Annotated in this window: 24 protein-coding genes and 1 tRNA gene; 12 read left to right on the top strand and 13 right to left on the bottom strand. The window is 68.5% G+C overall.

Going from position 1 to position 22444, the window contains the following annotated elements; genetic code table 11:
* Window positions 1-38: 38 nt before the first annotated feature.
* The 3 genes from RHOOR92_RS0109525 to RHOOR92_RS0109515 all read right to left on the bottom strand — a co-directional run bounded on the left by RHOOR92_RS0109525 (window position 39) and on the right by RHOOR92_RS0109515 (window position 3678).
* Window positions 39-1547, bottom strand: coding sequence for an N-acetylmuramoyl-L-alanine amidase (locus RHOOR92_RS0109525; RefSeq protein ID WP_007508049.1), 1509 nt, complete (start codon window positions 1545-1547; stop codon window positions 39-41).
* A gap of 165 nt (window positions 1548-1712) precedes the next feature.
* Entirely contained in the window at window positions 1713-2198 is a 486-nt protein-coding gene (gene tsaE / locus RHOOR92_RS0109520) for a tRNA (adenosine(37)-N6)-threonylcarbamoyltransferase complex ATPase subunit type 1 TsaE (protein ID WP_037115206.1), read from the bottom strand.
* A complete protein-coding gene (locus RHOOR92_RS0109515; RefSeq protein ID WP_027490132.1) occupies window positions 2185-3678 on the bottom strand; it encodes a bifunctional ADP-dependent NAD(P)H-hydrate dehydratase/NAD(P)H-hydrate epimerase in 1494 nt (497 codons plus the stop codon). The genes tsaE and RHOOR92_RS0109515 overlap by 14 nt, the downstream gene beginning before the upstream one ends.
* 15 nt (window positions 3679-3693) lie before the next feature.
* On the opposite strand from RHOOR92_RS0109515, the gene queG reads away from it, so the two are divergent.
* Entirely contained in the window at window positions 3694-4791 is a 1098-nt protein-coding gene (queG, locus tag RHOOR92_RS0109510) for a tRNA epoxyqueuosine(34) reductase QueG (RefSeq protein WP_027484688.1), read from the top strand.
* A gap of 4 nt (window positions 4792-4795) precedes the next feature.
* On the opposite strand, the gene panD is transcribed toward queG, so the two are convergent.
* From panD to pcnB, 5 genes are all read right to left on the bottom strand, one after another.
* A complete protein-coding gene (panD, locus tag RHOOR92_RS0109505) occupies window positions 4796-5188 on the bottom strand; it encodes an aspartate 1-decarboxylase (RefSeq protein WP_007508045.1) in 393 nt (130 codons plus the stop codon).
* Window positions 5189-5288: 100 nt separating this feature from the next.
* The gene (gene panC, locus RHOOR92_RS0109500; RefSeq protein ID WP_027490131.1) at window positions 5289-6134 is read right to left on the bottom strand and encodes a pantoate--beta-alanine ligase; all 846 of its coding nucleotides are present in this window, start codon (window positions 6132-6134) and stop codon (window positions 5289-5291) included.
* A 17-nt stretch (window positions 6135-6151) separates the two neighbouring features.
* Window positions 6152-6982: a 3-methyl-2-oxobutanoate hydroxymethyltransferase gene (gene panB / locus RHOOR92_RS0109495; RefSeq protein ID WP_027490130.1), complete on the bottom strand. Its 831-nt coding sequence runs from the start codon at window positions 6980-6982 to the stop codon at window positions 6152-6154.
* A gap of 55 nt (window positions 6983-7037) precedes the next feature.
* Entirely contained in the window at window positions 7038-7517 is a 480-nt protein-coding gene (folK, locus tag RHOOR92_RS0109490; protein ID WP_027490129.1) for a 2-amino-4-hydroxy-6-hydroxymethyldihydropteridine diphosphokinase, read from the bottom strand.
* Window positions 7514-8866, bottom strand: coding sequence for a polynucleotide adenylyltransferase PcnB (pcnB, locus tag RHOOR92_RS0109485; protein WP_027490128.1), 1353 nt, complete (start codon window positions 8864-8866; stop codon window positions 7514-7516). Before pcnB ends, folK begins: the two co-directional genes overlap by 4 nt.
* Window positions 8867-9057: 191 nt before the next feature.
* On the opposite strand from pcnB, the gene RHOOR92_RS0109480 reads away from it, so the two are divergent.
* Together RHOOR92_RS0109480 and fdxA are read left to right on the top strand one after the other, a co-directional pair.
* Window positions 9058-9133 (top strand) — tRNA-Glu (locus RHOOR92_RS0109480).
* A 256-nt stretch (window positions 9134-9389) separates the two neighbouring features.
* Window positions 9390-9713, top strand: coding sequence for a ferredoxin FdxA (fdxA, locus tag RHOOR92_RS0109475; protein ID WP_007508040.1), 324 nt, complete (start codon window positions 9390-9392; stop codon window positions 9711-9713).
* 68 nt (window positions 9714-9781) lie between these two features.
* On the opposite strand, the gene RHOOR92_RS0109470 is transcribed toward fdxA, so the two are convergent.
* Both RHOOR92_RS0109470 and dapA read right to left on the bottom strand, forming a co-directional pair.
* Window positions 9782-10372 carry a hypothetical protein gene (locus RHOOR92_RS0109470; protein ID WP_027490127.1) on the bottom strand — a complete coding sequence of 197 codons (591 nt, stop codon included), beginning with the start codon at window positions 10370-10372 and terminating at the stop codon, window positions 9782-9784.
* A 33-nt stretch (window positions 10373-10405) separates the two neighbouring features.
* A complete protein-coding gene (dapA, locus tag RHOOR92_RS0109465) occupies window positions 10406-11302 on the bottom strand; it encodes a 4-hydroxy-tetrahydrodipicolinate synthase (RefSeq protein ID WP_007508037.1) in 897 nt (298 codons plus the stop codon).
* 126 nt (window positions 11303-11428) lie between these two features.
* Here dapA and RHOOR92_RS0109460 point away from each other — a divergent pair, with 126 nt between their 5' ends.
* The 6 genes from RHOOR92_RS0109460 to RHOOR92_RS0109435 all read left to right on the top strand — a co-directional run bounded on the left by RHOOR92_RS0109460 (window position 11429) and on the right by RHOOR92_RS0109435 (window position 16609).
* A complete protein-coding gene (locus RHOOR92_RS0109460) occupies window positions 11429-12004 on the top strand; it encodes a glycine cleavage system protein R (protein WP_027490126.1) in 576 nt (191 codons plus the stop codon).
* A 105-nt stretch (window positions 12005-12109) separates the two neighbouring features.
* Window positions 12110-12571, top strand: a complete 462-nt coding sequence (locus RHOOR92_RS0109455; RefSeq protein WP_027490125.1) for a peroxiredoxin — start codon at window positions 12110-12112, stop codon at window positions 12569-12571.
* Window positions 12572-12635: 64 nt separating this feature from the next.
* The gene (locus RHOOR92_RS0109450) at window positions 12636-14018 is read left to right on the top strand and encodes a PhoH family protein (RefSeq protein ID WP_007508031.1); all 1383 of its coding nucleotides are present in this window, start codon (window positions 12636-12638) and stop codon (window positions 14016-14018) included.
* A 201-nt stretch (window positions 14019-14219) separates the two neighbouring features.
* Entirely contained in the window at window positions 14220-15155 is a 936-nt protein-coding gene (locus RHOOR92_RS0109445; protein ID WP_275113344.1) for an aspartyl/asparaginyl beta-hydroxylase domain-containing protein, read from the top strand.
* A gap of 57 nt (window positions 15156-15212) precedes the next feature.
* Window positions 15213-16118 (top strand): RNA polymerase sigma factor SigJ, encoded by a 906-nt coding sequence (gene sigJ / locus RHOOR92_RS0109440; RefSeq protein ID WP_027490123.1) that lies wholly within the window; start codon window positions 15213-15215, stop codon window positions 16116-16118.
* A 35-nt stretch (window positions 16119-16153) separates the two neighbouring features.
* Window positions 16154-16609 carry a carboxymuconolactone decarboxylase family protein gene (locus tag RHOOR92_RS0109435; RefSeq protein WP_007508024.1) on the top strand — a complete coding sequence of 152 codons (456 nt, stop codon included), beginning with the start codon at window positions 16154-16156 and terminating at the stop codon, window positions 16607-16609.
* 84 nt (window positions 16610-16693) lie between these two features.
* Here the strand turns inward: RHOOR92_RS0109435 and RHOOR92_RS0109430 are convergent, their stop codons facing one another.
* The 3 genes from RHOOR92_RS0109430 to grxC all read right to left on the bottom strand — a co-directional run bounded on the left by RHOOR92_RS0109430 (window position 16694) and on the right by grxC (window position 18527).
* The gene (locus RHOOR92_RS0109430; protein ID WP_007508022.1) at window positions 16694-17707 is read right to left on the bottom strand and encodes an isocitrate dehydrogenase; all 1014 of its coding nucleotides are present in this window, start codon (window positions 17705-17707) and stop codon (window positions 16694-16696) included.
* 173 nt (window positions 17708-17880) lie between these two features.
* Window positions 17881-18267: a carboxymuconolactone decarboxylase family protein gene (locus tag RHOOR92_RS0109425; protein WP_007508020.1), complete on the bottom strand. Its 387-nt coding sequence runs from the start codon at window positions 18265-18267 to the stop codon at window positions 17881-17883.
* Window positions 18264-18527 carry a glutaredoxin 3 gene (gene grxC / locus RHOOR92_RS0109420; protein ID WP_007508018.1) on the bottom strand — a complete coding sequence of 88 codons (264 nt, stop codon included), beginning with the start codon at window positions 18525-18527 and terminating at the stop codon, window positions 18264-18266. The genes RHOOR92_RS0109425 and grxC overlap by 4 nt, the downstream gene beginning before the upstream one ends.
* Window positions 18528-18639: 112 nt before the next feature.
* Here grxC and RHOOR92_RS0109415 point away from each other — a divergent pair, with 112 nt between their 5' ends.
* The 3 genes from RHOOR92_RS0109415 to phoR all read left to right on the top strand — a co-directional run bounded on the left by RHOOR92_RS0109415 (window position 18640) and on the right by phoR (window position 22370).
* Window positions 18640-20262, top strand: a complete 1623-nt coding sequence (locus RHOOR92_RS0109415) for a M48 family metalloprotease (RefSeq protein WP_027490122.1) — start codon at window positions 18640-18642, stop codon at window positions 20260-20262.
* 76 nt (window positions 20263-20338) lie between these two features.
* A complete protein-coding gene (phoB, locus tag RHOOR92_RS0109410; protein WP_007508013.1) occupies window positions 20339-21028 on the top strand; it encodes a phosphate regulon transcriptional regulator PhoB in 690 nt (229 codons plus the stop codon).
* 73 nt (window positions 21029-21101) lie between these two features.
* Entirely contained in the window at window positions 21102-22370 is a 1269-nt protein-coding gene (phoR, locus tag RHOOR92_RS0109405) for a phosphate regulon sensor histidine kinase PhoR (RefSeq protein WP_007508011.1), read from the top strand.
* Window positions 22371-22444: the final 74 nt, after the last annotated feature.

The raw sequence follows: 22444 nt of genomic DNA, 5'->3' as shown, positions 1-22444 counted from the left end.
AGCAGCGATCGCCGGCCAGGCCGCTGGCGCAGCCGGGATCAGCCGGCGGGGATGGTCAGCGTGGTGCCTGCGCGCACCGTGTTGCTGTTGATCCGGTTGGCGTTCTTCAATGCGCTGACGCTGACGCCATACTGCCGCGCGATGCTGCCCAGGCTCTCGCCGTGGCCGACCTTGTGCACGTCGTGCGCGGGCTCCTGCGCACGAGCCACAGACCGGCTGGCCGACGCCGCCACCTTGCCTGCGCCGGCAGTCGCACCGGAAGCCAGTTGCACGCCATTGCGACGCGCAGCCTCGGCCGCGAACCAGGTGCCGGGCGGCGGCGTGGATTCGAAATAATTCCGCACGCCGCCCATCACCGCCTCGGCGAGCTTCTTCTGGTGCGCCGGATCACGCAGCTTGCGCTCCTCGGCGGGATTGCTGATGAACGCGGTCTCGACCAGGATCGAGGGCACGTCCGGCGAACGCAACACCACGAAATTCGCGCGCTCGACATAGCCGCGGTGGGTCGGTCCCAACTGGGCCAGTGCCTTCAGCACGTTGCCAGCGACCACGTCGCTGGCCTGCATCGCCCAACCCTGCTGCAGGTCGAGCAGCACCTTGGCCAGGCTGTCGTCCTTGTCGTCCAGGGTGGTGCCGCCGATCAGGTCGGCGCGGTTCTCGCGGTCGGCCAGCCAGCGCGCGGCCTCGCTGGTCTTGCCGCGCGGCGACAGTACCCACACCGACGAACCACGGGCGTCGTCGCTGGTGAATGCGTCCGCGTGAATCGACACGAACAGGTCCGCATTGTGTTCGCGGGCAATCCGATAACGCTGCGTGAGCGGGATGAAGAAGTCGCTGTCGCGGGTCAGCACGGCCTTCATGCCGGGCTGGCGGTTGATCTGCGCCGCCAGTTCGCGCGCCACCGCCAGCGTGACGTTTTTCTCCAGCGTGCCGCCGGGACCATGCGCGCCCTGGTCCTTGCCGCCGTGGCCGGCATCGATCGCCACCACCACCTGGCGCTGGCCATCGAGCATCGCCGCCGCCTGCTCGGCCGCCACCCGGCGGCTGTGCGTGGGGTTGCTGTACGACGGAAGCACCGCCGGCGTCTTGGTGACGGCCGCCGGTGCGGCGGCACGGTGCGGCGCCGCAGCGGCGGCGATGCCGGCACCGTCACCGGCCGGATACAGGTCCAGTACCAGCCGGTAGGCCGTGCCGCTGGCCGGCTTCAGCACGAAACTCTTCAGGTGGCTGGCCGGGTCGACCTTCGCGGTCAGCTGCAGGCCGTCGCCGACCCGGGCGTGGCTCATGCCGCGATACAGGCCTTGGGCGGCCGGGCTGGAAAAACCGCGGGCCGCCCGGCTGCCGGGCAGGTCCACCACGACCTGGCCATCCTTCTGGCTGATCGAGTAACGCAGCGGGCCGGAGGCGTCGAGCACCACGCGGGTGTATTCGGGGCCGGCCCAGGCCCGCGCGCCTTCCAGTTCCGCTGCCTGCGCCGCACACAGCGGCAGCGCCGCCAGGATCGCGACGACAGCCCATCCGCACCGGTTGTTCAGCTGACCCCTCATGACGCGGCATTGAAACGCAGCCTTGCGAGGAATGCAAGATACTTTCCCTTGAATATCCATAACCTGCGCATCATTCATCACGCTGCGTCAAGTTATGGGGTGCAAGTGGCACATCCGTAACGAATCCTTGCCTGCCCCGCCGTCGGCAATTTTTTTCAGGGAAAATCAGGACTTGGCCAGCCGCGCCAGCAGCCGCTCGCCGCGGGCGGTACGCGCGCGCAACGACACCCGACGCCCCTGGCCGACATAATCCAGACGTACGTCAAGGTCGGCTGCCGGCAGCGCCCCGGCGCCGCGCTCGGGCCATTCCACCAGCACCAGCGCGGCCGGCTCGGCCAGCGCATCGAGGCCCAGCCATTCCAGTTCACCGGGGTCGGCGATCCGGTAGAGGTCCAGGTGCCAGGCTGGGCGATCACGCGTCGCATAGCCTTCGATCAGGCTGTAGGTGGGGCTCTTGACCCGCTCGCCCACGTCCAGCGCGGTCAGCAGGGCGCGCGCGAAACTGGTCTTGCCGGCGCCCAGCGGGCCATGCAGGTACAGCACCAGGCCGTCGTCCAGCAGATCGGCCAGGCGCGCGGCCAGCGCCGCCGTGGCTGCCTCGTCGGGCAATGCCCAGGCCAGGTCGGTATCGATGGATTCAATCATGCTCATAGCCCGTCATGCCGTTGCCGAGGGCACGCAGGGGAGCCAGCAGGTCGCCGGCCAGCAAGCCGCGCTCGCCCTGCTGGGCGGCACGATCGCCGGCCCGCGCATGCAAGCCGACGCCGAGGCAAGCCGCCTGCCAGGCGCCGCAACCCTGCGCCAGCAGGGCCGCCACGATGCCGGTGAGCAGGTCGCCCATGCCGCCCGAGGCCATGCCGGGGTTACCCCACGGACAGACGTCCAGACGTCCATCCGGATCGGCGATCAGGCTGCCGGCGCCTTTCAGCACGACGACCGCGGCGTAGCGTCGCGCCAATTCGCGCACCGCGGCGAAACGGTCGCGCTCCACGGCAGCGGTGGACACCTCCAGCAAGCGTGCCGCCTCGCCCGGGTGCGGCGTCAGCACGGTCGGCGCACCGAACCGGCGCGGCTCGCGGGCCAGCAGGTTCAGGCCGTCGGCGTCGAGCACCAGCGGCTTGCCCGCGTCCAGCGCGGTCAGCCATAGTGCGTGGCCCCAGGCGGCCTGCCCCAGGCCCGGCCCCAGCGCCAGCACGCTGGCCCGTTCGAGCAGCGGCGCCAGCGCCTGCGGTCCATCCACCCCGTGCGCCATCAGTTCCGGCCGCGCCGCATTCAGTGCGAACACGTGGTCGGCGCGGGTCGCCACGCTGACCAGGCCGGCGCCGGCGCGCAACGCCGACTCGCCGGCCAGGCGTACCGCGCCGGCCATGCCGTATTCGCCACCGATCACCAGCACATGGCCGTAGCTGCCCTTGTTCGCGTAGCGGGCGCGCGGCGGCAAGGCTTCGGCAACCAGCAACCGCGCGTCGGGCAGCATGTCGGCATGGACGCTGTCCGGCACGCCCAGGGTGGCCAGTTCGAGCACGCCTACCTGGTCGACCGCGCGACCGGTATGCAGCCCGCGCTTGCCGGCGACGAAGGTCACCGTGACCTGCGCGCGGATCGCCGCGCCGGGACAGCTGCCGGTATCCGCATCCAGCCCGCTGGGCACGTCCAGCGCCAGCACCGGGCAGGCGCTGTCGTTGATCGCCTCGATCAGCTGCGCCGCTGCCGGCTCCGGCGCGCGATGCAGACCGATACCGTACAACGCGTCCACGTGCAGCTCGGCATCGGGCAACTCGCTCTGCGCATCCCACAACCGCACCCGACCGCCACCCGCTTCCCACGCCGCGCGTGCCGCCGCGGCGTCCCCGGGCGAGGCAGCGGTCAGTGCCACCAGCTCGACCTGCAGGCCGGCCTCGCGCGCCAGCACGCCGAGCAGGAAGCCGTCGCCGCCGTTGTTGCCGGGGCCGCAGTGAATGCACAACTGCTGCAGCTGCGGCCAGTGCCGGCGCAGGCTGTTCAGAGCGGCGCTGGCCGCGCGACGCATCAGCTCGGGGCCGGAGATGCCCAGCGCCGACAACGCCGCACGCTCCATCGCGCGCAACTGTTCGACGGTGTGCAGATGGCGGCTGTACGGGTGAGCAGGCATGCGCGGATTATAGGCATGCGCCGCATCTACAATAGATGGATGTCCGGCACCGACATCCAGGCCCCACCCGATTACGCCACGCTCGCCCGCGACATCAAGCGCTGGGCGATCGAGCTGGGTTTCGCCGACGCCGGCATCAGCGGCACCGACCTGGGCGAGGACGAACAGCACCTGCAGCGCTGGCTCGATGGCGACCATCACGGCGAGATGGAATACATGGCCCGCCACGGCACCAAGCGCACCCGCCCGGCCGAACTGGAGCCGGGCACGCAGCGGGTGATCTCGGTACGCATGGATTACATCCCGCCCGGCACCGCGAACGCCTGGGACGTGCTGGGCGACGCCGAGGCCGGCTACGTGTCGCGCTACGCGCTAGGCCGCGACTACCACAAGCTGATGCGCCAGCGCCTGCAGAAGCTGGCCGAGCGCATCCACGGCGTGGTCGGCGACTTCGGTTATCGCGCCTACGTCGATTCCGCGCCGGTGCTGGAAAAGGCGCTGGCGCGCAACGCGGGGCTGGGCTGGATCGGCAAGCACACCGTGCTGATCAACCGCCACGCCGGCTCGTACTTCTTCCTCGGCGAGCTGTACACCGACCTGCCGTTGCCGGTGGACGAGCCGGCCAGCGCGCATTGCGGCAGCTGCACGCGCTGCATCGAGGTATGCCCGACCCAGGCGATCCTGGGGCCGTACCGGCTCGACGCGAAGCGCTGCATCTCGTATCTCACCATCGAGCTGAAGGGCAGCATTCCGGAAGAGCTGCGCACGCCGATGGGCAATCGCATCTTCGGCTGCGACGACTGCCAGCTGGTCTGCCCGTGGAACAAGTTCGCACAGATGACCGCCGAGCCGGATTTCGCGCCGCGGCACAGCCTGGACGGCGCCAAGCTGGTCGAGCTGTTTGCGTGGAGCGAGGAGGAATTCCTCAAGCGCACCGAAGGCATGGCGATCCGCCGCACCGGCTACGAGGGCTGGCTGCGCAACATCGCGGTGGCGCTGGGCAACGCGCCGAAGTCAGCAGCGGTGATCGCGGCGCTCGCCGCCCGCGCCAACCACCCGTCGGCGGTCGTGCGCGAGCATGTGGCGTGGGCGCTGGCAAAGCAGCGCAGTTGAAGGTTCAGGCCGCGGCCATCTGCTTGGGGATGGAACGGTTGGTGTGGCTGATGCGGTTGCCCGGACCCGGTGCGATGTAGACGCAGGTCGGCTGATACTGCTCCAGCTCCGCCTCGCTCAGCTGCGCGAACGCGGCGATGATGACGATGTCGCCGGCCTGCGCACTGCGCGCGGCGCTGCCGTTGACCGAGATGATGCCCGAGCCTTCCTCGGCGCGCAGCGCGTAGGTGACGAAGCGCTGGCCGCTGTTGACGTTCCAGGCGTGGATCTGTTCGTACTCGCGGATGCCGGAGGCATCCAGCAGCAGACCGTCGATCGCGATCGAGCCTTCGTAGTGCAGCTCGGCGTGGGTCACCGTGGCGCGGTGGATCTTGGCCTTGAGCATGTTCAGGTGCATGACGTTCTTTCCGGCAGGGACAGCCTGCAAAGTCGGCGATTATCGAACCGATGACGCTGCGCCGCAACATCAAGCGGCACGGGCTCGATATGCGGCCGGCTCAGTCCAGCCGCAAGTTGTCGATCAGCCGGGTGCCGCCCAGGCGGGCCGCCACCAGCGCCACCAGCCCTTCGCGCTCGCCCTCGGCCGGCTCGGCCAGGTCTTCGGCACGGCGGATCGCCACGTAATCGGCAACGAAACCCGCGCGTTCGAGGCGCGCGGCGGCGGTCTGCTCGACGGCCTGCCACGGGTGGCCCTGCGCCAGCAGTTCGCGCATCTTCTGCAGGGTGTCGTGGATCAGCGGCGCACGCGCGCGTTCCTCGGCACCCAGGTACTGGTTGCGCGAGCTCAGCGCCAGGCCGTCGTCGGCGCGCAGGATGGGCGCTGCCACCACCTTCACCGGCAACCCCAGGTCGCGCACCATCCGCTCGACCACCTTCAGCTGCTGGAAGTCCTTTTGGCCGAACACCGCCAGGTCCGGCTGCACCAGGTTGAACAGCTTGCACACCACGGTGGCCATGCCGTCGAAATGCCCGGGACGGTGCGCGCCTTCCAGCGTGTCGGTGATCTGCGGCACGCGCACGCTGACGCTGTGTGCGGGGCCGAATGGATACATCGTGGCCACGTCCGGCGCAAATAGCAGGTCGCAATCCTGCTCGGCCAATGCCGCCTGATCCTGCACCAGGGTGCGCGGGTAGCGGTCGTAATCCTCGTTCGGCCCGAACTGGGTGGGGTTGACGAACACGCTGGCCACCACCCGTTCGGCGCGCGCGCGCGCCAGTTTGATCAGCGACTGGTGGCCGGCATGCAGGTTGCCCATGGTCGGCACGAAGCCCACCGTCTGGCCCTGCGTGCGCCAGCCGCGAATCGCGGCGCGCAGCGCCGGGACGTCTTGTACGGTCTGCATGGGCAGGCTCGCTCAGCTCAGTTGAAGCAATGCTCGGGGGCCGGGAAGGCGCCGCTGCGCACGTCCTCGGCGTAAGCGGCGATCGCCGCGCCGACCGAATCGCGCCCGGCCAGGAAATCCTTGCTGAACTTCGGCCGCTTGCCCGGGGTGATGCCGAGCATGTCGTGGATCACCAGCACCTGGCCGTCGCAATGCGGGCCGGCGCCGATGCCAATCACCGGGATCGTCAGCGCCGCGGTCACCCGCTGGCCCAGCTCGACCGGCACGCCTTCCATCACCAGCAGGTCCGCCCCGGCCGCCTGCACCGCCAGCGCCTCGGCCAGCACGCGCTCGGCCGCCGCCTGCTCGCGGCCCTGGATCCTGAAACCGCCGAACTTGTGCACCGACTGCGGAGTGAGCCCGAGGTGGGCGCAGACCGGGATCGCGCGCGCGGTGAGCGCCGCGATCGCCTCCAGCACATGCGGCGCGGCCCCCTCGATCTTCACCATCGCGGCGCCGGCCTCGCCGACCAGCCGAGCGCCCGCCTCCAGCGCATGCGCCACGTCGCGATCGGCCATGAACGGCAGGTCGGTCACCAGCATCGTGGCCGACAGCCCGCGCGCCACCGCGGCGGTGTGGTAGACCATGTGCTCCAGCGTCACCGGCAGCGTGCTGGCGTGTCCCTGGATCACCATGCCGAGCGAATCGCCGACCAAGGCGATGTCGATGCCAGCCGCCTCCAGCTGCCACGCGAAACTGGCGTCGTAGGCGGTGAGCATCACGATGCGCCGTCCCTGCGCCTTCATCGCAAGCAGGCCGGGCACGGTCACCGGCTTGCGGTCGGGGACACTGGCGTTCTGCACGTACACGGCAATTCCTGGAATGAGGTTGGCCGCCGATTATCCAGCGCGCCACGGTGATGGCTCAAGCCACGCGTTCACAGCCGGTCAGATCAAGGCGGGCGAGCAGCTCCGCCACCGTGGCCTGGCCGGACGGGCGCAGCGTGGGCGCAATGTCGCGCAAGGGCAACAGCACGAACGCTCGTTCAGCCATGCGCGGATGCGGCAGGGTCAGTCGCGGGTCGTCGAGTCGCGCGCCGTCGACATGCAGCAGGTCCAGATCCAGCGTGCGCGGCCCGTTGCGCTCGCCGCGCACGCGGCCGGCGCGCTGCTCGATCGCCAGCAAGGCGTCCAGCAGGGCATGCGGCGACAGCGCGGTATCCAGTTCCACCGCCGCGTTGATGAAGGGTGGCTGTTCCAGCACGCCCCACGGCGGCGTGCGGTACAGCGGCGAGCGCTGCAGCAGGCGGGTGTCAGGCAGTTTCGCCAGCGCGTCCATGGCATCGAGCAGCTGTTGCCGAGGATTGCCGAGATTGCTGCCCAGCGCGACGTAGGCCAGGGTCACGCGGAACCGGACTTGTCGGCCGGCCGGCGTCGCCGCCGGCGCGCGCACGGCGGCCTGGCGGCCACCGGCGCCGCCACCACGTGATCGCTGCCGCCGCCGGCCGGCAGCGCGGCGGCCAGCACATCCGGCGGCAGTTGCTGCGCATGCGCCCACCACTGGCCCAGCTCGCGCATTGCCGGCGATTCGTCGCCGCGCAACAGCAGGAAGTCGAACGCCGCGCGAAACCGCGGGTGCGCCATCAGGCGGAACACCCGCTTGCGCTGGACCTGTTCAAAGCGCGGCTGCAGCGACCAGATCTCCTCCATGGTGAAGGTGAACCGGCGCGGGATCGCGACCCGCTGGCACTGCTCGCCGACCACCTGCGCCGCGGCGCGCGACCACGCCTCGTTGCCCTCGACGCCGCGACCGATCAGCTGGTGCGCCACATCGCGCACCTCGCCCCACAGCAGCACCGCAAACAGGAACGCCGGGGTCACCGACTTGCCCTCGGCGATCCGCGCGTCGGTGTTCGCCAGGCCGTGCTCGACCAGCGCACGCAGCGCCTCGTCGCCGCGCTTGAGCGCGCGCGCGGTCGCCGGGAACAGGAATTTCAGCAGGCCGCATTGCTCCAGCACGCGGAAACTCTTCAGGCCGTGGCCGGAGAGGAACATCTTCAGCGACTCGTCGAACAGCCGTGCCGGCGCCGCATCGGCCAGCAGCGGCCCCAGCGTCTCGAACGGCTCCATCGCGGCGGCATCGATGTGCATGCCGAGCTTCGCCGCCAGTCGCGCCGCGCGCAGCATGCGCACCGGGTCCTCGTGGTAGCGGGTGTCCGGGTCGCCGATCAGCCGCAGCATGCGGTCTTCGAGATCCCGCATGCCGCCGACATAGTCGCGCACCGAGAAGTCGCTGATGTCGTAATACATCGCGTTGACGCGAAAGTCGCGGCGTAGCGCGTCTTCCTCGATGGTGCCCCAGATGTTGTCGCGCACGATGCGGCCGTCGATGATGTGGCGGTCGCCCTCGCCACCTTCCTCGCCAGTGCCGCGGAAAGTGGCCACCTCGATGATCTCCGGGCCGAACACCACGTGCGCGAGCCGGAAGCGGCGGCCGATCAGGCGGCAGTTGCGGAACAGCTTCTTCACCTCGTCCGGCGTGGCGTTGGTGGCCACGTCGAAGTCCTTCGGGCGCAGCCCCAGCAGCAGGTCGCGCACCGCGCCGCCGACCAGGTAGGCGGCGTAGCCGGCCTCGTTGAGGCGGTACAGCACGCGCAACGCCGACTTGCTGATGTTCTTGCGCGAGATGATGTGCTGGTCGCGCGGAATGACCCGCAGCGTCGGCGTGGCGTCGGTCCTCGATTCGAGATTCAAGCGGTCGGAATCCTTGCGGGGCGAGCTGCCCGTGGGTTGCAATATATCGCGGCGCGCAGCACCGCGAACCGTCCCGCAGGGGCGCGGAACCTCTGCGCCGACGGGGCCTGTCTCGAACCGCGCAAGCCGATGGCTGCCGAGCATTGCCGGGCGAAACAATTCCGCTATACTAGCGCGCCTCGCAAGTTAACGCTCCCTTCGTCTAGTGGCCCAGGACACCGCCCTCTCAAGGCGGGAACACGAGTTCGAACCTCGTAGGGAGCGCCATTGCTTTTGCAATCTTCCGTGATTGCTCCAGTTGGGCCGGCCAGTGCCAACGTACAGCTCGGCGCCACTGGCCGGATCAGAAGCGGCCATTAACGGCCGCACTTTTCATCACCTGTGCGATCGTCCATGATCGCCGCATCTGGAAGAGCTTCGACGAGCCACATTGCTTGGCCGTTGGCTAGACTAAAGGCGGCCATCCATGGCCGCACTCTTCACAAGAGCGCTCCGATTCGCTTCTCTCAGAGCAGAGCCGCCCATGACTTTCGTTGTCATCGACAACTGCATCAAGTGCAAGTACACCGACTGCGTCGAGGTCTGCCCGGTCGACGCCTTCCATGAAGGCCCGAATTTCCTGGCGATCGATCCGGACGAGTGCATCGACTGCACGCTATGCGAGCCGGAGTGTCCGATCAACGCCATCTATCCGGAAGACGACGTGCCAGCCGGACAGGAAGGATTCGTCGCGCTGAACGCGGAGCTGGCCAAGAGCTGGCCGGTGATCACCGAACGCAAGGATGCGCTGCCCGATGCCAGGGAGTGGGAAGGCAAGCCGGACAAGCTCGCACTGCTGCAGCGCTGATGCCCCTCTGCAAAAAAGAACGCCGCCCTCGGGGCGGCGTTCTTTTTTGCATGTCTGCGCTCCGCCGATCAGCCGCCCAGGCGCGACTTCAACGCATCGACGACCTTGCCCACGGCCGCGGCATTGCCTTCGGCGCGTATTTCGCTGGCCGCGGTGCCGCTGCCGTTCACGCTGATCTGCACCTGGTGCGAGCCGGCACCTGGGGCGGCCAGGGAGTCGCTCTTGTCGCGCCCGAACAGGCGGCCGAAGAAGCCTTTCTTCTTCTGCTGCACCATCGCGTCGGAAACATTCAGCGTGTAGCTGTGCGTGGCATCGTCGTGACCCACCAGCTCGCCCAGACTGCCGCTTTCCAGTACCTGGCCGACCCGGCGATAGGCATTGTCGACGCTGTCGGCCAGCACGAAGCCATCGCTGATCTGGCCGCCAACCGAACCGACGCGCGCGGTGGCGCCACTGGCGGTCGGCTGATTCGCACCCGGCGGCGGGATCACCAGCGCTTCGCTGGTCGAGGGCCGGTCGAGGCTCGGCGGAATCTCCAGCGGAGCCTCCTGCACGGCCTTGTCCCACGCCTTGTGCGAACGGAACACACCGCAACCGGAGAGCAGCAGGCCAGCGAGGGCCACGGCCGGCAGGGCCACGAGGAGCGAGGTTTTCTTCATGTAATCGGATTCCGTGAGTAAGTCGGGCAACCGTCAACCGGCCGCAGTCGCCAAGGATGCCAGACTGGACAGCGCTTGGTGCAATCGGGCGCGATCCGGCCCGTCGTTCAATTCCACCAGCGGCAACCTCGGCAGGGCCAAGCCCAGCCCCAGCAGGGGCAGGCCGGCCTTGACCGCGATCGGGTTGGGCGCACAGTTGAGCGCCTGTACCAGCGGCTCCAGCGCCGCATGGCACCGCGCCGTCGCCGCCTGATCGCCAGCGGTGGCCGCATCGCACAAGGCGCGGAACGCCTGCGGCACCAGATTGGCCACCACCGAGACGGTGCCGGCCGCACCAGCCAGCATCGCCTCGCCGGCACTGCCGTCGTCGCCGGACAGATAGACGAAATCCTCGCGCACAAGTTCCGCCAGTGCCGACATCCGCTCGCGATCGCCGCGCGCCTCCTTGATGCCGACGATCGCCGGATGCTCGCGCAGCGCGGCCACGGTCGACGGCAGCAGGTCGCAGCCGGTGCGGGTCGGCACGTTGTACAGCAGCACCGGCAGGCCGCCGTGCTCAGCCACTTCCAGGAAATGTCGGCACAGGCCTTCCTGGGTCGGGCGCACGTAATACGGTGTCACCACCAGCGCCGCGTCGGCGCCCAGCGCCTGCGCGCGGCGGGTCAGCGCCACCGTCTTGGCGGTGCCGGCCTCGCCGGTGCCGGCGATCACCGGCACCCGCCCGGCCACGCGCTCGAGCGCGAACGCCAGCAGGCGGTCGAACTCGTCGTGCTCCAGCATGTGCGCCTCGCCGGTGGAGCCAGCCACCACCAGCGCCTGGGTACCGCCGGCCAGCTGGTGATCGAGCAGTCGACCGAAAGCATCCAGATCGAGCCCGCCGTCAGCGGTGAACGGGGTGGCCAGCGCGCAGATGCTTCCGCGAATGTTCAAGACACGATTCCGCTACAAGGCAAGCCCCGCATGTTACTTGCCGCCTCGCGAGGCGGGCAAGTAAGCTCGACCGGAGTAGTCTCATGGCTCCGCATCGCGCGGGCTGACGTCCACAGGCAGACCCTCTTGAAATCCTCCCCCGGCCCCTCTTCCGCTTCCACGCGCTCGGGCAACGACAACCAGTTGCTGATCCACGCGCTTACCCCGACGACCAAATCGCCGCTGCTGGCGCTGGCCAAGCGCATCGCCGACGCCGGCTGCAACCTGTCCGAGTCGCGCGTGTCCACCATCGGCACGGAAATCTCGCTGATGCTGCTGGCTACCGGCACCTGGGACGCGCTGGCCAAGCTGGAAACCGCGCTGGCCAAGCTGGGCCGCGACGAGAGCATGCGCCTGGTGCATTACCGTACCGGCCCGCGCCAGAACAGCTCGCACCTGCTGCCCTACCTGGTGGAAGTGGTGGCGGCCGACCGGCCCGGCATCGTGGCGCGCATCGTGGACTTCTTCAGCCAGCACGGAATCAGCGTCGAGCAGCTGAACTCCACCCGCTACCAGGCGATGCAGACCGGGGCGGAGATGTTCCAGGCCCAGTTCACCATCGGCATCCCGGCGGAAATCCACATCGCCGCGCTGCGCGACGACTTCCTGGAACTGTGCGACGGCCTGAACCTCGACGCAATCATGGACCCGGTGAAGTTCTAGGATGCGCCTGTGCGACAGGCCTGACAAGGCTGTCATCCGCCACAGCCATCGCGCTAGTCTCTGCCACGCACACCGGCGAAACCCCGTCGGGTTTCCGGAGAGACCATGCCAGACATCGGAAAGAAGGCCCCCGCCCTCAGCGGCACCACCGGCGACGGCAGTACCCTGAAGCTCGCCGATCTCAAGGGCCAATGGGTGGTGCTGTACTTCTACCCCAAGGACTCCACCCCAGGCTGCACCAGCGAGGCGAAGGACTTCCGCGACCTCCACCCGAAGTTCAAGAAGCGCCATGCGCAGATCATCGGCGTCTCGCGCGATTCGCCGAAGTCGCACGCCAACTTCGCCGCGAAGCAGAAGCTGCCGTTCCCGCTGGTATCCGACGCCGACGAAAGCTGGTGCCGCGCGTTCGACGTGATCCACGAGAAGGTGCTCTACGGCAAGCGCCACCTGGGCATCGTGCGCAGCACCTTCCTGATCGACCCCGACGGCAAGCTGGCGCGCGAGTGGCGCGGCGTGAAGGTACCCGGCCATGCCCAGGCCGTGCTCGACGCCATTCCCGCCCAGTGAGCGCCCCGCCGCGCATGGCCTCCATCCGCCGACTCCCTCCACCCACCAGCGAGGACACTTCCGCATGACCGGAAGCAAGCGCATCTACGCTCTCGACACCAACGTCCTGCTGCATGACCCGACCTCGCTGTTCCGCTTCGAGGAACACGACGTCTTCATCCCGATGACCGTGCTGGAGGAACTGGACGAGAAGAAGAAGGGCGCCTCGGAAGTCTCGCGCAACGGCCGCCAGGCCAGTCGCTTCCTCAACGAGCTGATCGAACGCGGCAAGCAGCACGAGCTCGCCGACGGCCTGGAACTGAGCAACCCGCAGGGCGTCAAGCTCAAGCGTGGCACCTCGGTCGGCCGGCTGTATTTCCAGCACCGCACCAGCAGCAACGGCCATGCCAAGGCGGACAACCAGATCCTGGCGGCGGTAATCGAGCTGCGCGACCAGAACCCGGGCCGCGACGTCATCCTGGTCACCAAGGACATCAACCTCAGGATCAAGGCCAGCATCAACGGGCTGGTCGCCGAGGACTACGAGAACGACCGCGCGCTGGACGATTTCTCCCTGCTCTACACCGGCTCGACCGCCTTGCCGGAGGATTTCTGGGAGCTGCACCCTGAGGTGCGCTCGTGGACCGAGCGCGGTCGCACGTTCTACGAGGTGAAGCGGCGCGAGGAGGAAACCTGGTACCCGAACGAATGCCTGTACCTGCCCGGCGAGAACGCGATCGAGCTGCGCGTGCTGCACCTGGACGAGGTCAGCGCCACGCTGGTGCTGCTGGACGACCACTCGCACGCCAACCACCACGTGTGGGGCATCGGCGCGCGCAACCGCGAGCAGAACTTCGCGCTCAACGCGCTGATGGATCCGGACATCGACTTCGTCACCCTGCTCGGCAACGCCGGCACCGGCAAGACCCTGCTGGCGCTGGCTGCCGGCCTGGCCCAGGTGATGGACCAGCAGCGCTACCGCGAGATCATCATGACCCGCGCCACCGTCTCGGTCGGCGAGGACATCGGCTTCCTGCCCGGCACCGAGGAAGAGAAAATGACGCCGTGGATGGGCGCGCTGACCGACAACCTCGAAGTCCTGGCCAACCCCGAGGACGGCGGCAGTTGGGGCCGCCAGGCCACCAACGACCTGCTCGCCTCGCGCATCAAGATCCGCTCGCTGAACTTCATGCGCGGGCGAACCTTCCTGAGCCGCTACCTGATCATCGACGAGGCGCAGAACCTCACTCCGAAGCAGATGAAAACCCTGATCACCCGCGCCGGCCCCGGCACCAAGATCGTCTGCCTCGGCAACGTGGAGCAGATCGACACGCCCTACCTCACCGAGACCACCTCCGGCCTCACCTACGCGGTCGACCGCTTCAAGAACTGGGAGCACTCCGCGCACGTCACCCTGCGCCGGGGCGAGCGTTCACGGCTGGCGGATTTTGCGGCCGAGGCGCTATAGGGCCGGGATCCGGGATTCGGAAGAAACACGAATTCGCCACATCGTCACTCCCGCGAAGGCGGGAGTCGCTCTTGCAGCTGGCACCGACCGCTAAGGATGAACAGGCAAGCGCCCCGGCCGAAGCCAGGGCGCCGCATCCGGGTAGAATGCAGCTCTCGATAGTCTCCCGCTGCCCGCGTCGTCATGATCCTCACCCCCCGCCTGATCCTGCTGGTCCTGTTCGCCTTCTTCGTGCTGTGCGTGCTGCTGGTGCACCTGCGCGGCCGCGTACGGCTGCGCTTCGATCGCCAACTGGTTGACCACTCGGCCGTGTTCGCACCGTACAACCTGCTGATGTATGCGTTCTCGGCAGTGCCGGCCAAACCGATCCTCGATCGTCGCGGCTTTCCCGAACTGGACCTGCTGCAGGCGAACTGGCAGACCATCCGCGACGAAGCATTGCAGCTGACCGAAGCCGGCCACATCCGCGGCACCACGAAGAACGACGACGCCAGCTTCAACAGCTTCATCAAGCAGGGTTGGAAGCGCTTCTACCTGAAGTGGTACGGTGAGCCGCTGGCCTCGGCCGAGGCACTGTGCCCGAAGACGGTCGCGCTGCTCAACGCCATTCCCGGCATCAAGGCGGCGATGTTCGCCACGCTGGCGCCGAACAGCCGCCTCAATCCCCATCGCGATCCGTTCGCCGGTTCATTGCGCTATCACCTTGGCCTGATCACGCCGAACTCGCGCGACTGCCGCATCTTCGTCGACGGCGAGGAACACGCCTGGGGCGACGGCAAGGACGTGGTGTTCGACGAGACCTACGTGCACTGGGTGGAGAACAAGACCGACCAGACCCGGGTGATCCTGTTCGCCGACGTGGAACGCCCGCTGCGCACGCTCTGGATGAGCGCGGTCAACCATCGCGTCGGCGCCTTCATGGGCCGGATCACCGCCTCGCCCAACAGCGACGCCGGCACGGAGAAGACCGGCGCCATCAATCGCCTGTACGCATGGAGCCAGCACAAGGGCGCCCTGCACCACTGGAAGGCGGCGTTCAAGCGACGGCACAAGAAGCTGTACAAGGCCGGCAAGTACGCCGGCATCGTGCTGCTGATGTGGCTGGTTTTCCTGGCGCCCTGGCCGCTGTTCCGCTGAACTGTCACGTTTTGCGGGCGTGGCGCGTCCTGGCTGGGTCGACCTCCGGAGCATCCCATGGACCCGCAAACCGCCCTGTTCCAGCAACACCGCCAGCGCCTGTTCGGCCTGGCCTACCGCATGCTCGGCACGCCCAGCGACGCCGAGGACGTGCTGCACGACGCCTGGCTGCGCTGGCACGCGCAGGATACCGACGCGCTGGACGATCCGGAGGCGTGGCTGGTCACCGTGACCACGCGCATCGCGCTGGACCGCCTGCGCCGCGCCAAGACCGAGCGCGCGCACTACGCCGGACCGTGGCTGCCGGAGCCGCTGACCGTCGATGCCGACCAGCCCGAAGCGCAACTGGAGCGCGCCGAAAGCCTCACCCTCACCTTCCTGTTGCTGCTGGAGCGGCTGAGCGCGGAGGAGCGCGCCGCCTTCCTGCTGCGCGAGGTGTTCGATTACAGCCACGCCGAGACGGCCGCGATGCTGGAGATCAGCGAGGACGCCTGCCGCCAGCGCGTGCATCGGGCGAAACAGCGGCTGCGCGAGGATCGACCGCGCCAGGCGATGCCGAACATCGACACCCAGCGGCGCCTGCTCGAACGCTTCATGCAGGCGCTGCAGCAGCCCGACATGCCTACGCTGCGCGCCCTGTTTGCCGAAGACGCCATGAGCGTCTCCGACGGCGGCGGCCTGGCGCGGGCCACCCTGCACCCGCTGCACGGCGCCGAGCGGCTGGCCCGGTTGTACATGCAGATCGCGCTGCAGCAACAGCGCCACGGCGGTGTGCGCTATGAGATCCATCAGCTCAATGGCATGCCGGCGCTGTTCGGCTGGCACGGCGACACGCTGATCTCGGCCAGCTGGATCGACGACGACGGCGAGCGCATCACCGCGGTGCACGCGTTGCGCCATCCCGGCAAGCTCGCCCGACTGGCGGCTGTCACGAAATCGGCGGCATCCACGTCCTTGCATTGAATGGCCAATCACGGCCGCACTGCAAGGAAAACCCCATGCCCCGTTTCGATGTCACCAAACGCCCCGACGCCATCAAGCCGCTGCTCGCGCTGAGCGAATATGTCAAGAACTGCGGCCTCGAACCGAGCCTGATCGAGCTGGTGCTGATGCGCGCCTCGCAGCTCAACGGCTGCGCCTACTGCCTGGACATGCACAGCAAGGACGCCCGCGCCGCCGGCGAGACCGAGCAGCGCCTGTACCTGCTGCAGGCTTGGCGCGAAGCGCCGTTCTACAGCCCGCGCGAACGCGCCGCGCTGGCCTGGTGCGAGGCGGTGACCCGGCTCGACCCGATCCACGGCGTGCCCGACGAGGTCTACGACGAAGTCCGCGCCCAGTTCAGCGCGGAAGAACTGATCGACCTCAACATGGCGGTGATCGTGATCAACGGCTGGAACCGTATCGCCATCCCGTCGCGCGCCGAGCCGGGCAGCTATCGGCCGGCGAAGCACTGACGCGCGGGTAACGGCAGGCTCCGGCTGCGTCTCGAAGAAGAAGCCGCGGCATGCCCGCGGCTTCTTCTTCAACGAGGGCGCGGATCAGGCCGCGAGGCGCTTCACGATCGCGTCGGCGAAGCTGCTGGTGTTGCCCTTGCCACCCAGGTCCGGCGTCACGCTGTCGCGGTCGTGGGTCATGGTGTCGCGGATTGCCTGGCGCAACCGGTCGCCCTTGGCCACCATGTCCAGGTAATCGAGCATGTCGGCCGCGGCCAGCAGCAGCGCGCACGGATTGGCGATGCCCTTGCCCGCAATGTCCGGCGCCGAGCCGTGCACCGCCTCGAAGATCGCCGCGCGCTCGCCGATGTTGTCGCCCGGCGCCAGGCCGAGGCCGCCGACCAGGCCGGCGCACAGGTCGGAGAGGATGTCGCCGAACAGGTTGGTGGTGACGATCACGTCGAACTGGTACGGGTTCATCACCAGCTGCATGCAGGTGTTGTCCACGATCATCTCGTTGAACTCGATCTGCGGGTACTCCTTGGCGATCTCGCGCGCCACGTTGAGGAACAGGCCCGAGCTGGTCTTCAGGATGTTCGCCTTGTGCACCGCGGTGACTTTCTTGCGGCCCTTCTTCACCGCCAGTTCGAACGCATAGCGCACGATCCGGCTGCTGCCCTTGCGCGTGTTGCGCGCGACCGACTCGGCGATCTCGCCGTCGGCGGACAGGGTCTGTCCCTCGGAACGGTACGCGCCCTCGGTGTTCTCGCGCACGGTGATGATGTCGATGTTCTCGTAGCGCGACTTGGTGCCGGGGAAGCTCACCGCCGGGCGCACGTTCGCGTACAGGTCGAAGTGGCGGCGCAGGGTCACGTTGACCGAGGTGAAGCCGCCGCCGATCGGCGTGGTCAGCGGGCCTTTCAGCGCCACCTTGTGCTCGGCGATCTTGTCCAGCGTGGCCTTCGGCAGCAGGTCGCCGTGCTTCTCCAGCGCGACCATGCCGGCGTCGACGAAGTCGTAGGAAAGACCGCAGTCCAGCGCGTCGAGCACGCGCAGCGTGGCAGTCATGATCTCCGGGCCGATGCCGTCGCCGGGGATCACGGCAATCGTCTTGCTCATGGGGGTAACTCCTTGGAACGGAATGCTGCGGGCAGTGCGCGCGCATGGGGATGCGCACGCACCGAAACCGGACGATTATCGCCGATCGGCCCCGGTGCGAACAGGGCAGGCGCCCCGCAAGGCGTTGAAAATACTCGCACGCAGCATTGCAAAAAACCGCAGACGGACGCCGGCTATGCCGGGGCGTGGTCGGCACAGGCGGCCGCATCGTTCGCGGCACCCGACTCCAGTTGGTCGAGCAGGTCCACCGCACGGCGCAGGTGCGGGATCACGATCGAGCCGCCTACCACCAGGCCCACGCTGAACACCTCGAAGAACTCGTCGCGCTGCACGCCGGCGTCCTTGCACTGGGCCACGTGGTAGCTGATGCAGTCGTCGCAGCGCAGCACCAGCGAGGCGACCAGGCCCAGCATCTCCTTGGTCTTCACGTCGAGCGCGCCGGCCTTGTAGGTCTGCGTGTCCAGCGCGAAGAAGCGCCGCACGACCTGGTTGTCCTCGGCCAGGATGCGCTCGTTCATGCGCTGGCGGAACGCGGTGAACTCGGCAAGCTTGTCGCTCATGCGGCCTGCCCCAGCAGCTCGCTCAGCTTGCCGCTGCGGTCGGCCGCCACCAGGTCGTCGTAGCCGCCCACGTGCCGGTCGTTGATGAAGATCTGCGGCACCGTGCGGCGGCCGCCGCTGCGCGCCAGCATCGCGTCGCGCTGCGCCGGGTCGGTGTCGACGCGCACCTCGGTCCACTCCAGCCCCTTGGACTTGAGCAGGTTCTTCGCCGCCACGCAGTACGGGCATACCGCGGTGGAATAGACCTCGATCTTCGACATCACGACACTCCGCAACTTGGGGAAAGGCCACCCTCATATGGGGCCGCACGCCGGCAGCTCAAGCGGAACCGACGCGGCCGGCCACGGTCTCAATGCTATTGTCACCCACCTGATGAGCATGGCACCACGACCACTCGCACCGCGCCTGCTGACGGCGCTGATCACCGCCGGGCTGGCCTGCACCGCCGGCGCCCAGCAGGACGTGCGCCTGCCCGACCTGGGCAGCTCGGCGAACGCGCTGATCTCGCCGCAGGAAGCGCAGGACTACGGCGCTTCCATGCTGCGCCAGATGCGCGCGCTGGACATGGTGGTGGACGACCCGCTGCTGGACGACTACATCAACGACCTCGGCTACCGGCTGGTCGCCAGCAGCGACAAGCCGAAGGACCACTTCGCGTTCTTCGTCGTCAAGGACCAGGAGATCAACGCGTTCGCCGCCCCCGGCGGCTACATCGCGGTGAACGCCGGGCTGATGACGATCACCCGCGACGAGAGCGAACTGGCCGGCGTGGTCGCGCACGAGATCGGCCACATCACCCAGAACCACCTGCAGCGCGCATTCGAGGATTCGAAGAAGGACGCGCCGCTGATGGCGCTGGTGCTGCTCGGCGCGATCGCCGCCGGCGCCGGCAGCAAGAGCGGCGACGCGCCAATGGCGGTGCTGGCCGGTGGCCAGGGCCTGATCGCGCAGAAGTCGATCAACTTCACCCGCAAGGACGAGATCGAGGCCGACCGCGTCGGCATCCAGACCCTGGCCAAGGCCGGCTTCGACCCGAACGCGATGGCCGGCTTCTTCCAGCGCATGCAGGACGTGATGAGCGCCGGCGCCGGCGGCGAGGACGTGCCGGCCCTGCTGCAGACGCACCCGGTGACGACGATGCGCATCAGCGACGCGAAAGCACGCGCCGGCGCGCTGATCGCCGCGCAGAAGCTGCGCCCCGCCGCCACCCTCATGGACAAGCTGCAGTGGGAGAAAAGCACCGCACCGATCGCGTTCGTGAAGGATCCCACCACGTTGTTCCAGCCGCCCGCCCGCGGCCACCTGGACAGCTACGCCCTGATGCGCGAGCGCGTGCGCGTGCTGGCCGGCGATGCGACCAAGCTGGCCACCTACTACAGCGCCAACCTGCAGACCCGGCCGGACTTCGACATCCCGGCGAACCGCTACGGCTACGCGCTGGCGCTCACCCGCAGCGGTCGCGGCGCCGCGGCCGTCGAGCAGCTGCAGCCGCTGCTGCAATCCCACCCCGAGAGCCTGATCCTGAAGCTGGCGCTGGCCGACGCCCGCCTGCAAGCCGGGCAGCGCACCGCGGCGCTGGCGGCGTACGCCGGGCTCAACACCCAGTCCCCGCGCAATCGCGCCGTCGCGCTCGCCTACGCCAAGGCGCTCACCGCCGGGGGCGACCAGCAGCAGGCCCGCCTCGCCGCCGACCTGCTGCGGCCACTGCTGGACAATGCCAGCGAGCCGGAGATCTACAGCACCTACGCCCGCGCCAGCGACAAGGCCGGCGACAGCGTGCGCGCCGGCGAGGCCTTTGCCGACGCCAGTTACTATTCCGGCCGTCCGTACGATGCGATGGAGCAGCTCAAGCGGCTGCTCAGGCGCGACGACCTGGACTACTACGCGCGGGTGCGCATCCAGGCGCGCATCGCCGAGCTGACCCCGCTGGTACTGGAACTGCACAAGCGCAAGATCAAGACCGAGGACAGCCCGGACGACGGTTCCCGGCAATAGATGCGGGCTCCGTGTCATCGACACGTAACATCCATCCGCTGCAATATGTCCGTCACAAGCCAAGGCAGACCACGGCGTGCACAAACGCATCCTGATCGTTGAAGACGAAACCTCGATCCGCGAGATGATCGCCTTCGCCCTGCGCAAGGCCGGCATGGATGCGATCCAGGCGGCCGATGCCCGTGCCGCCCAGCTGGCGCTGGCCGAGCAGGTGCCCGACCTGATCCTGCTCGACTGGATGCTGCCGGGCATGAGCGGCCTCGAACTGGCCCGGCGCCTGCGCAAGGAAGAGCTCAGCCGCGAGATCCCGATCATCATGCTCACCGCCCGCGGCGAGGAAATGGATCGCGTCAACGGCCTCGAGGCCGGCGTCGACGACTACGTGGTGAAACCCTTTTCCACCCGCGAGCTGGTTGCCCGGATCAAGGCCGTGCTCAGGCGCAGCCAGGGCGACGACGGCTCCGGCGTGGTCGAGCTGGGCGGCCTGCGCATCGACGGCCCGGCGCACCGGGTGTTCGCCGGCGACGAGCCGGTGCCGATCGGTCCCACCGAATACCGCCTGCTGTATTTTTTCATGACCCATCCCGAGCGCGTCTACTCGCGCACGCAGCTGCTCGACCACGTCTGGGGCGGCAGCGTGTACGTGGAGGAGCGCACCGTGGACGTGCACATCCGCCGCCTGCGCAAGACGCTGGAGCCGTGGAAGCTGGACGAACTGGTGCAGACCGTGCGCGGCACCGGCTACCGCTTCTCGACCAGCACCTGAGCCGGCGCGGGCAAGCTTGCGGTATCCGCGGCTATTGCCGATGCTGGCCCGCCTTCCATACTCTGGCGCCAGCATGACCCCGCCCACCACGCCATCCTGGAAACTGCCCGCGGCGCTCGCCGCGGCGCTGTGCACCGGCGCTGCGCTGGGCTGGCTCGCCGACGGCCGCTTGGCGACAGGCATCGCCGTGGTCGCGGTGGCCGAAGTCGTCTTGCTGCTGACCCGGATCCGTCATCAAGCGCGGGCCATGATGGCTGCACCGACCGCCGTCAGCCCTCTCCAGCATGACCGTTTCATGACGCGTTCCCGCCGCATTGCCTCCTCCCTGCGCGATCTTCGCAACGCCGCCGGGCAGCTGCCGGATGCGGTGGTGCTGCTCGACCGCCAGCAACAGATCCGCTGGTTCAACCACGCCGCCGAGAACCTGCTCGGGCTGCGCCGGCCGGACGACCGCGGCGCGTCGCTGCAGCAGCGGCTGGCCGGCTCGGAACTGGCCGGCTGGCTGCGCGACGGCGCGCGCGAGCCGCTCACCGACGCCGCCGCCCCCGGCCGGGCGGACAGCCAGCTCAACGTCAGCCTGCTGCCGTTCGGCGATCACGAACAGCTGCTGCTGGCGCACGACATCAGCCACCTGAACCGGCTCGAACAGGTGCGCCGCGACTTCGTGGCGAACGTGTCGCACGAGTTGCGCACGCCGCTGACGGTGATCCACGGCTACCTCGAACTGCTCGATCCGGAGGACGTGCCCGAACTGGCGCCGGTGCTGGGCGAGATGCGCACGCAGTCGAAACGGATGGGGCAGATCGTGGAAGACCTGCTGACCCTGTCGCGGCTGGAAACCCAGCACGAAGTGGCCGACGAACGCGTGCCGATGGCGGCGCTGCTGGCCACCGTGCGCAAGGAAGCCGAGGCGCTCAGCCAGGGCCGCCATCGCATCGTGCTGGAATCCACCGCCGAGGCGGACCTGCTCGGCTCGCCGAAGGATCTGCACAGCGCGCTGTCGAACCTGGCCAGCAACGCGGTGCGCTACACCCCGGCCGGCGGCAGCATCACGATCCGCTGGCAGCGCGTGCCCGACGGCGCGGTGTACTCGGTCACCGATACCGGCTTCGGCATCCCCGCCTCGCACCTGGCCCGGCTCACCGAACGCTTCTACCGGGTCTCCTCCAGCCGCTCGCGCGAAAGCGGCGGTACCGGGCTGGGCCTGTCGATCGTCAAGCACGTGCTGAACCTGCACCAGGCACAGCTGAAGATCGAAAGCGCGCCGGGCGTCGGCTCCACCTTCTCCTGCCATTTCGGCCCGGCGCGATTGCTCGCTCCCGGCGGCAGCGACGAAAGCTGAGCGCCGCTTCAAAGTCGGCCCGGGAATTTTGAACACCCTCCCGGGCCGCGGCGGCGCCGCATGCAATGGCCCAG

Origin of the sequence: Rhodanobacter sp. OR92, from assembly GCF_000427545.1 — a bacterium.
GTDB lineage: Bacteria > Pseudomonadota > Gammaproteobacteria > Xanthomonadales > Rhodanobacteraceae > Rhodanobacter > Rhodanobacter denitrificans.
This window is presented reverse-complemented; position numbering and strand designations above follow the sequence as displayed.

Coding starts and splice junctions, on each gene's coding strand:
- RHOOR92_RS0109525 (WP_007508049.1), bottom strand. CDS start 1,547: ATGAGGGGTCAGCTGAACAACCGGTGCGGATGGGCTGTCGTCGCGATC.
- tsaE (WP_037115206.1), bottom strand. CDS start 2,198: ATGAGCATGATTGAATCCATCGATACCGACCTGGCCTGGGCATTGCCC.
- RHOOR92_RS0109515 (WP_027490132.1), bottom strand. CDS start 3,678: ATGCCTGCTCACCCGTACAGCCGCCATCTGCACACCGTCGAACAGTTG.
- queG (WP_027484688.1), top strand. CDS start 3,694: ATGCGCCGCATCTACAATAGATGGATGTCCGGCACCGACATCCAGGCC.
- panD (WP_007508045.1), bottom strand. CDS start 5,188: ATGCACCTGAACATGCTCAAGGCCAAGATCCACCGCGCCACGGTGACC.
- panC (WP_027490131.1), bottom strand. CDS start 6,134: ATGCAGACCGTACAAGACGTCCCGGCGCTGCGCGCCGCGATTCGCGGC.
- fdxA (WP_007508040.1), top strand. CDS start 9,390: ATGACTTTCGTTGTCATCGACAACTGCATCAAGTGCAAGTACACCGAC.
- RHOOR92_RS0109470 (WP_027490127.1), bottom strand. CDS start 10,372: ATGAAGAAAACCTCGCTCCTCGTGGCCCTGCCGGCCGTGGCCCTCGCT.
- RHOOR92_RS0109455 (WP_027490125.1), top strand. CDS start 12,110: ATGCCAGACATCGGAAAGAAGGCCCCCGCCCTCAGCGGCACCACCGGC.
- RHOOR92_RS0109450 (WP_007508031.1), top strand. CDS start 12,636: ATGACCGGAAGCAAGCGCATCTACGCTCTCGACACCAACGTCCTGCTG.
- sigJ (WP_027490123.1), top strand. CDS start 15,213: ATGGACCCGCAAACCGCCCTGTTCCAGCAACACCGCCAGCGCCTGTTC.
- RHOOR92_RS0109435 (WP_007508024.1), top strand. CDS start 16,154: ATGCCCCGTTTCGATGTCACCAAACGCCCCGACGCCATCAAGCCGCTG.
- RHOOR92_RS0109430 (WP_007508022.1), bottom strand. CDS start 17,707: ATGAGCAAGACGATTGCCGTGATCCCCGGCGACGGCATCGGCCCGGAG.
- RHOOR92_RS0109425 (WP_007508020.1), bottom strand. CDS start 18,267: ATGAGCGACAAGCTTGCCGAGTTCACCGCGTTCCGCCAGCGCATGAAC.
- grxC (WP_007508018.1), bottom strand. CDS start 18,527: ATGTCGAAGATCGAGGTCTATTCCACCGCGGTATGCCCGTACTGCGTG.
- RHOOR92_RS0109415 (WP_027490122.1), top strand. CDS start 18,640: ATGAGCATGGCACCACGACCACTCGCACCGCGCCTGCTGACGGCGCTG.
- phoR (WP_007508011.1), top strand. CDS start 21,102: ATGACCCCGCCCACCACGCCATCCTGGAAACTGCCCGCGGCGCTCGCC.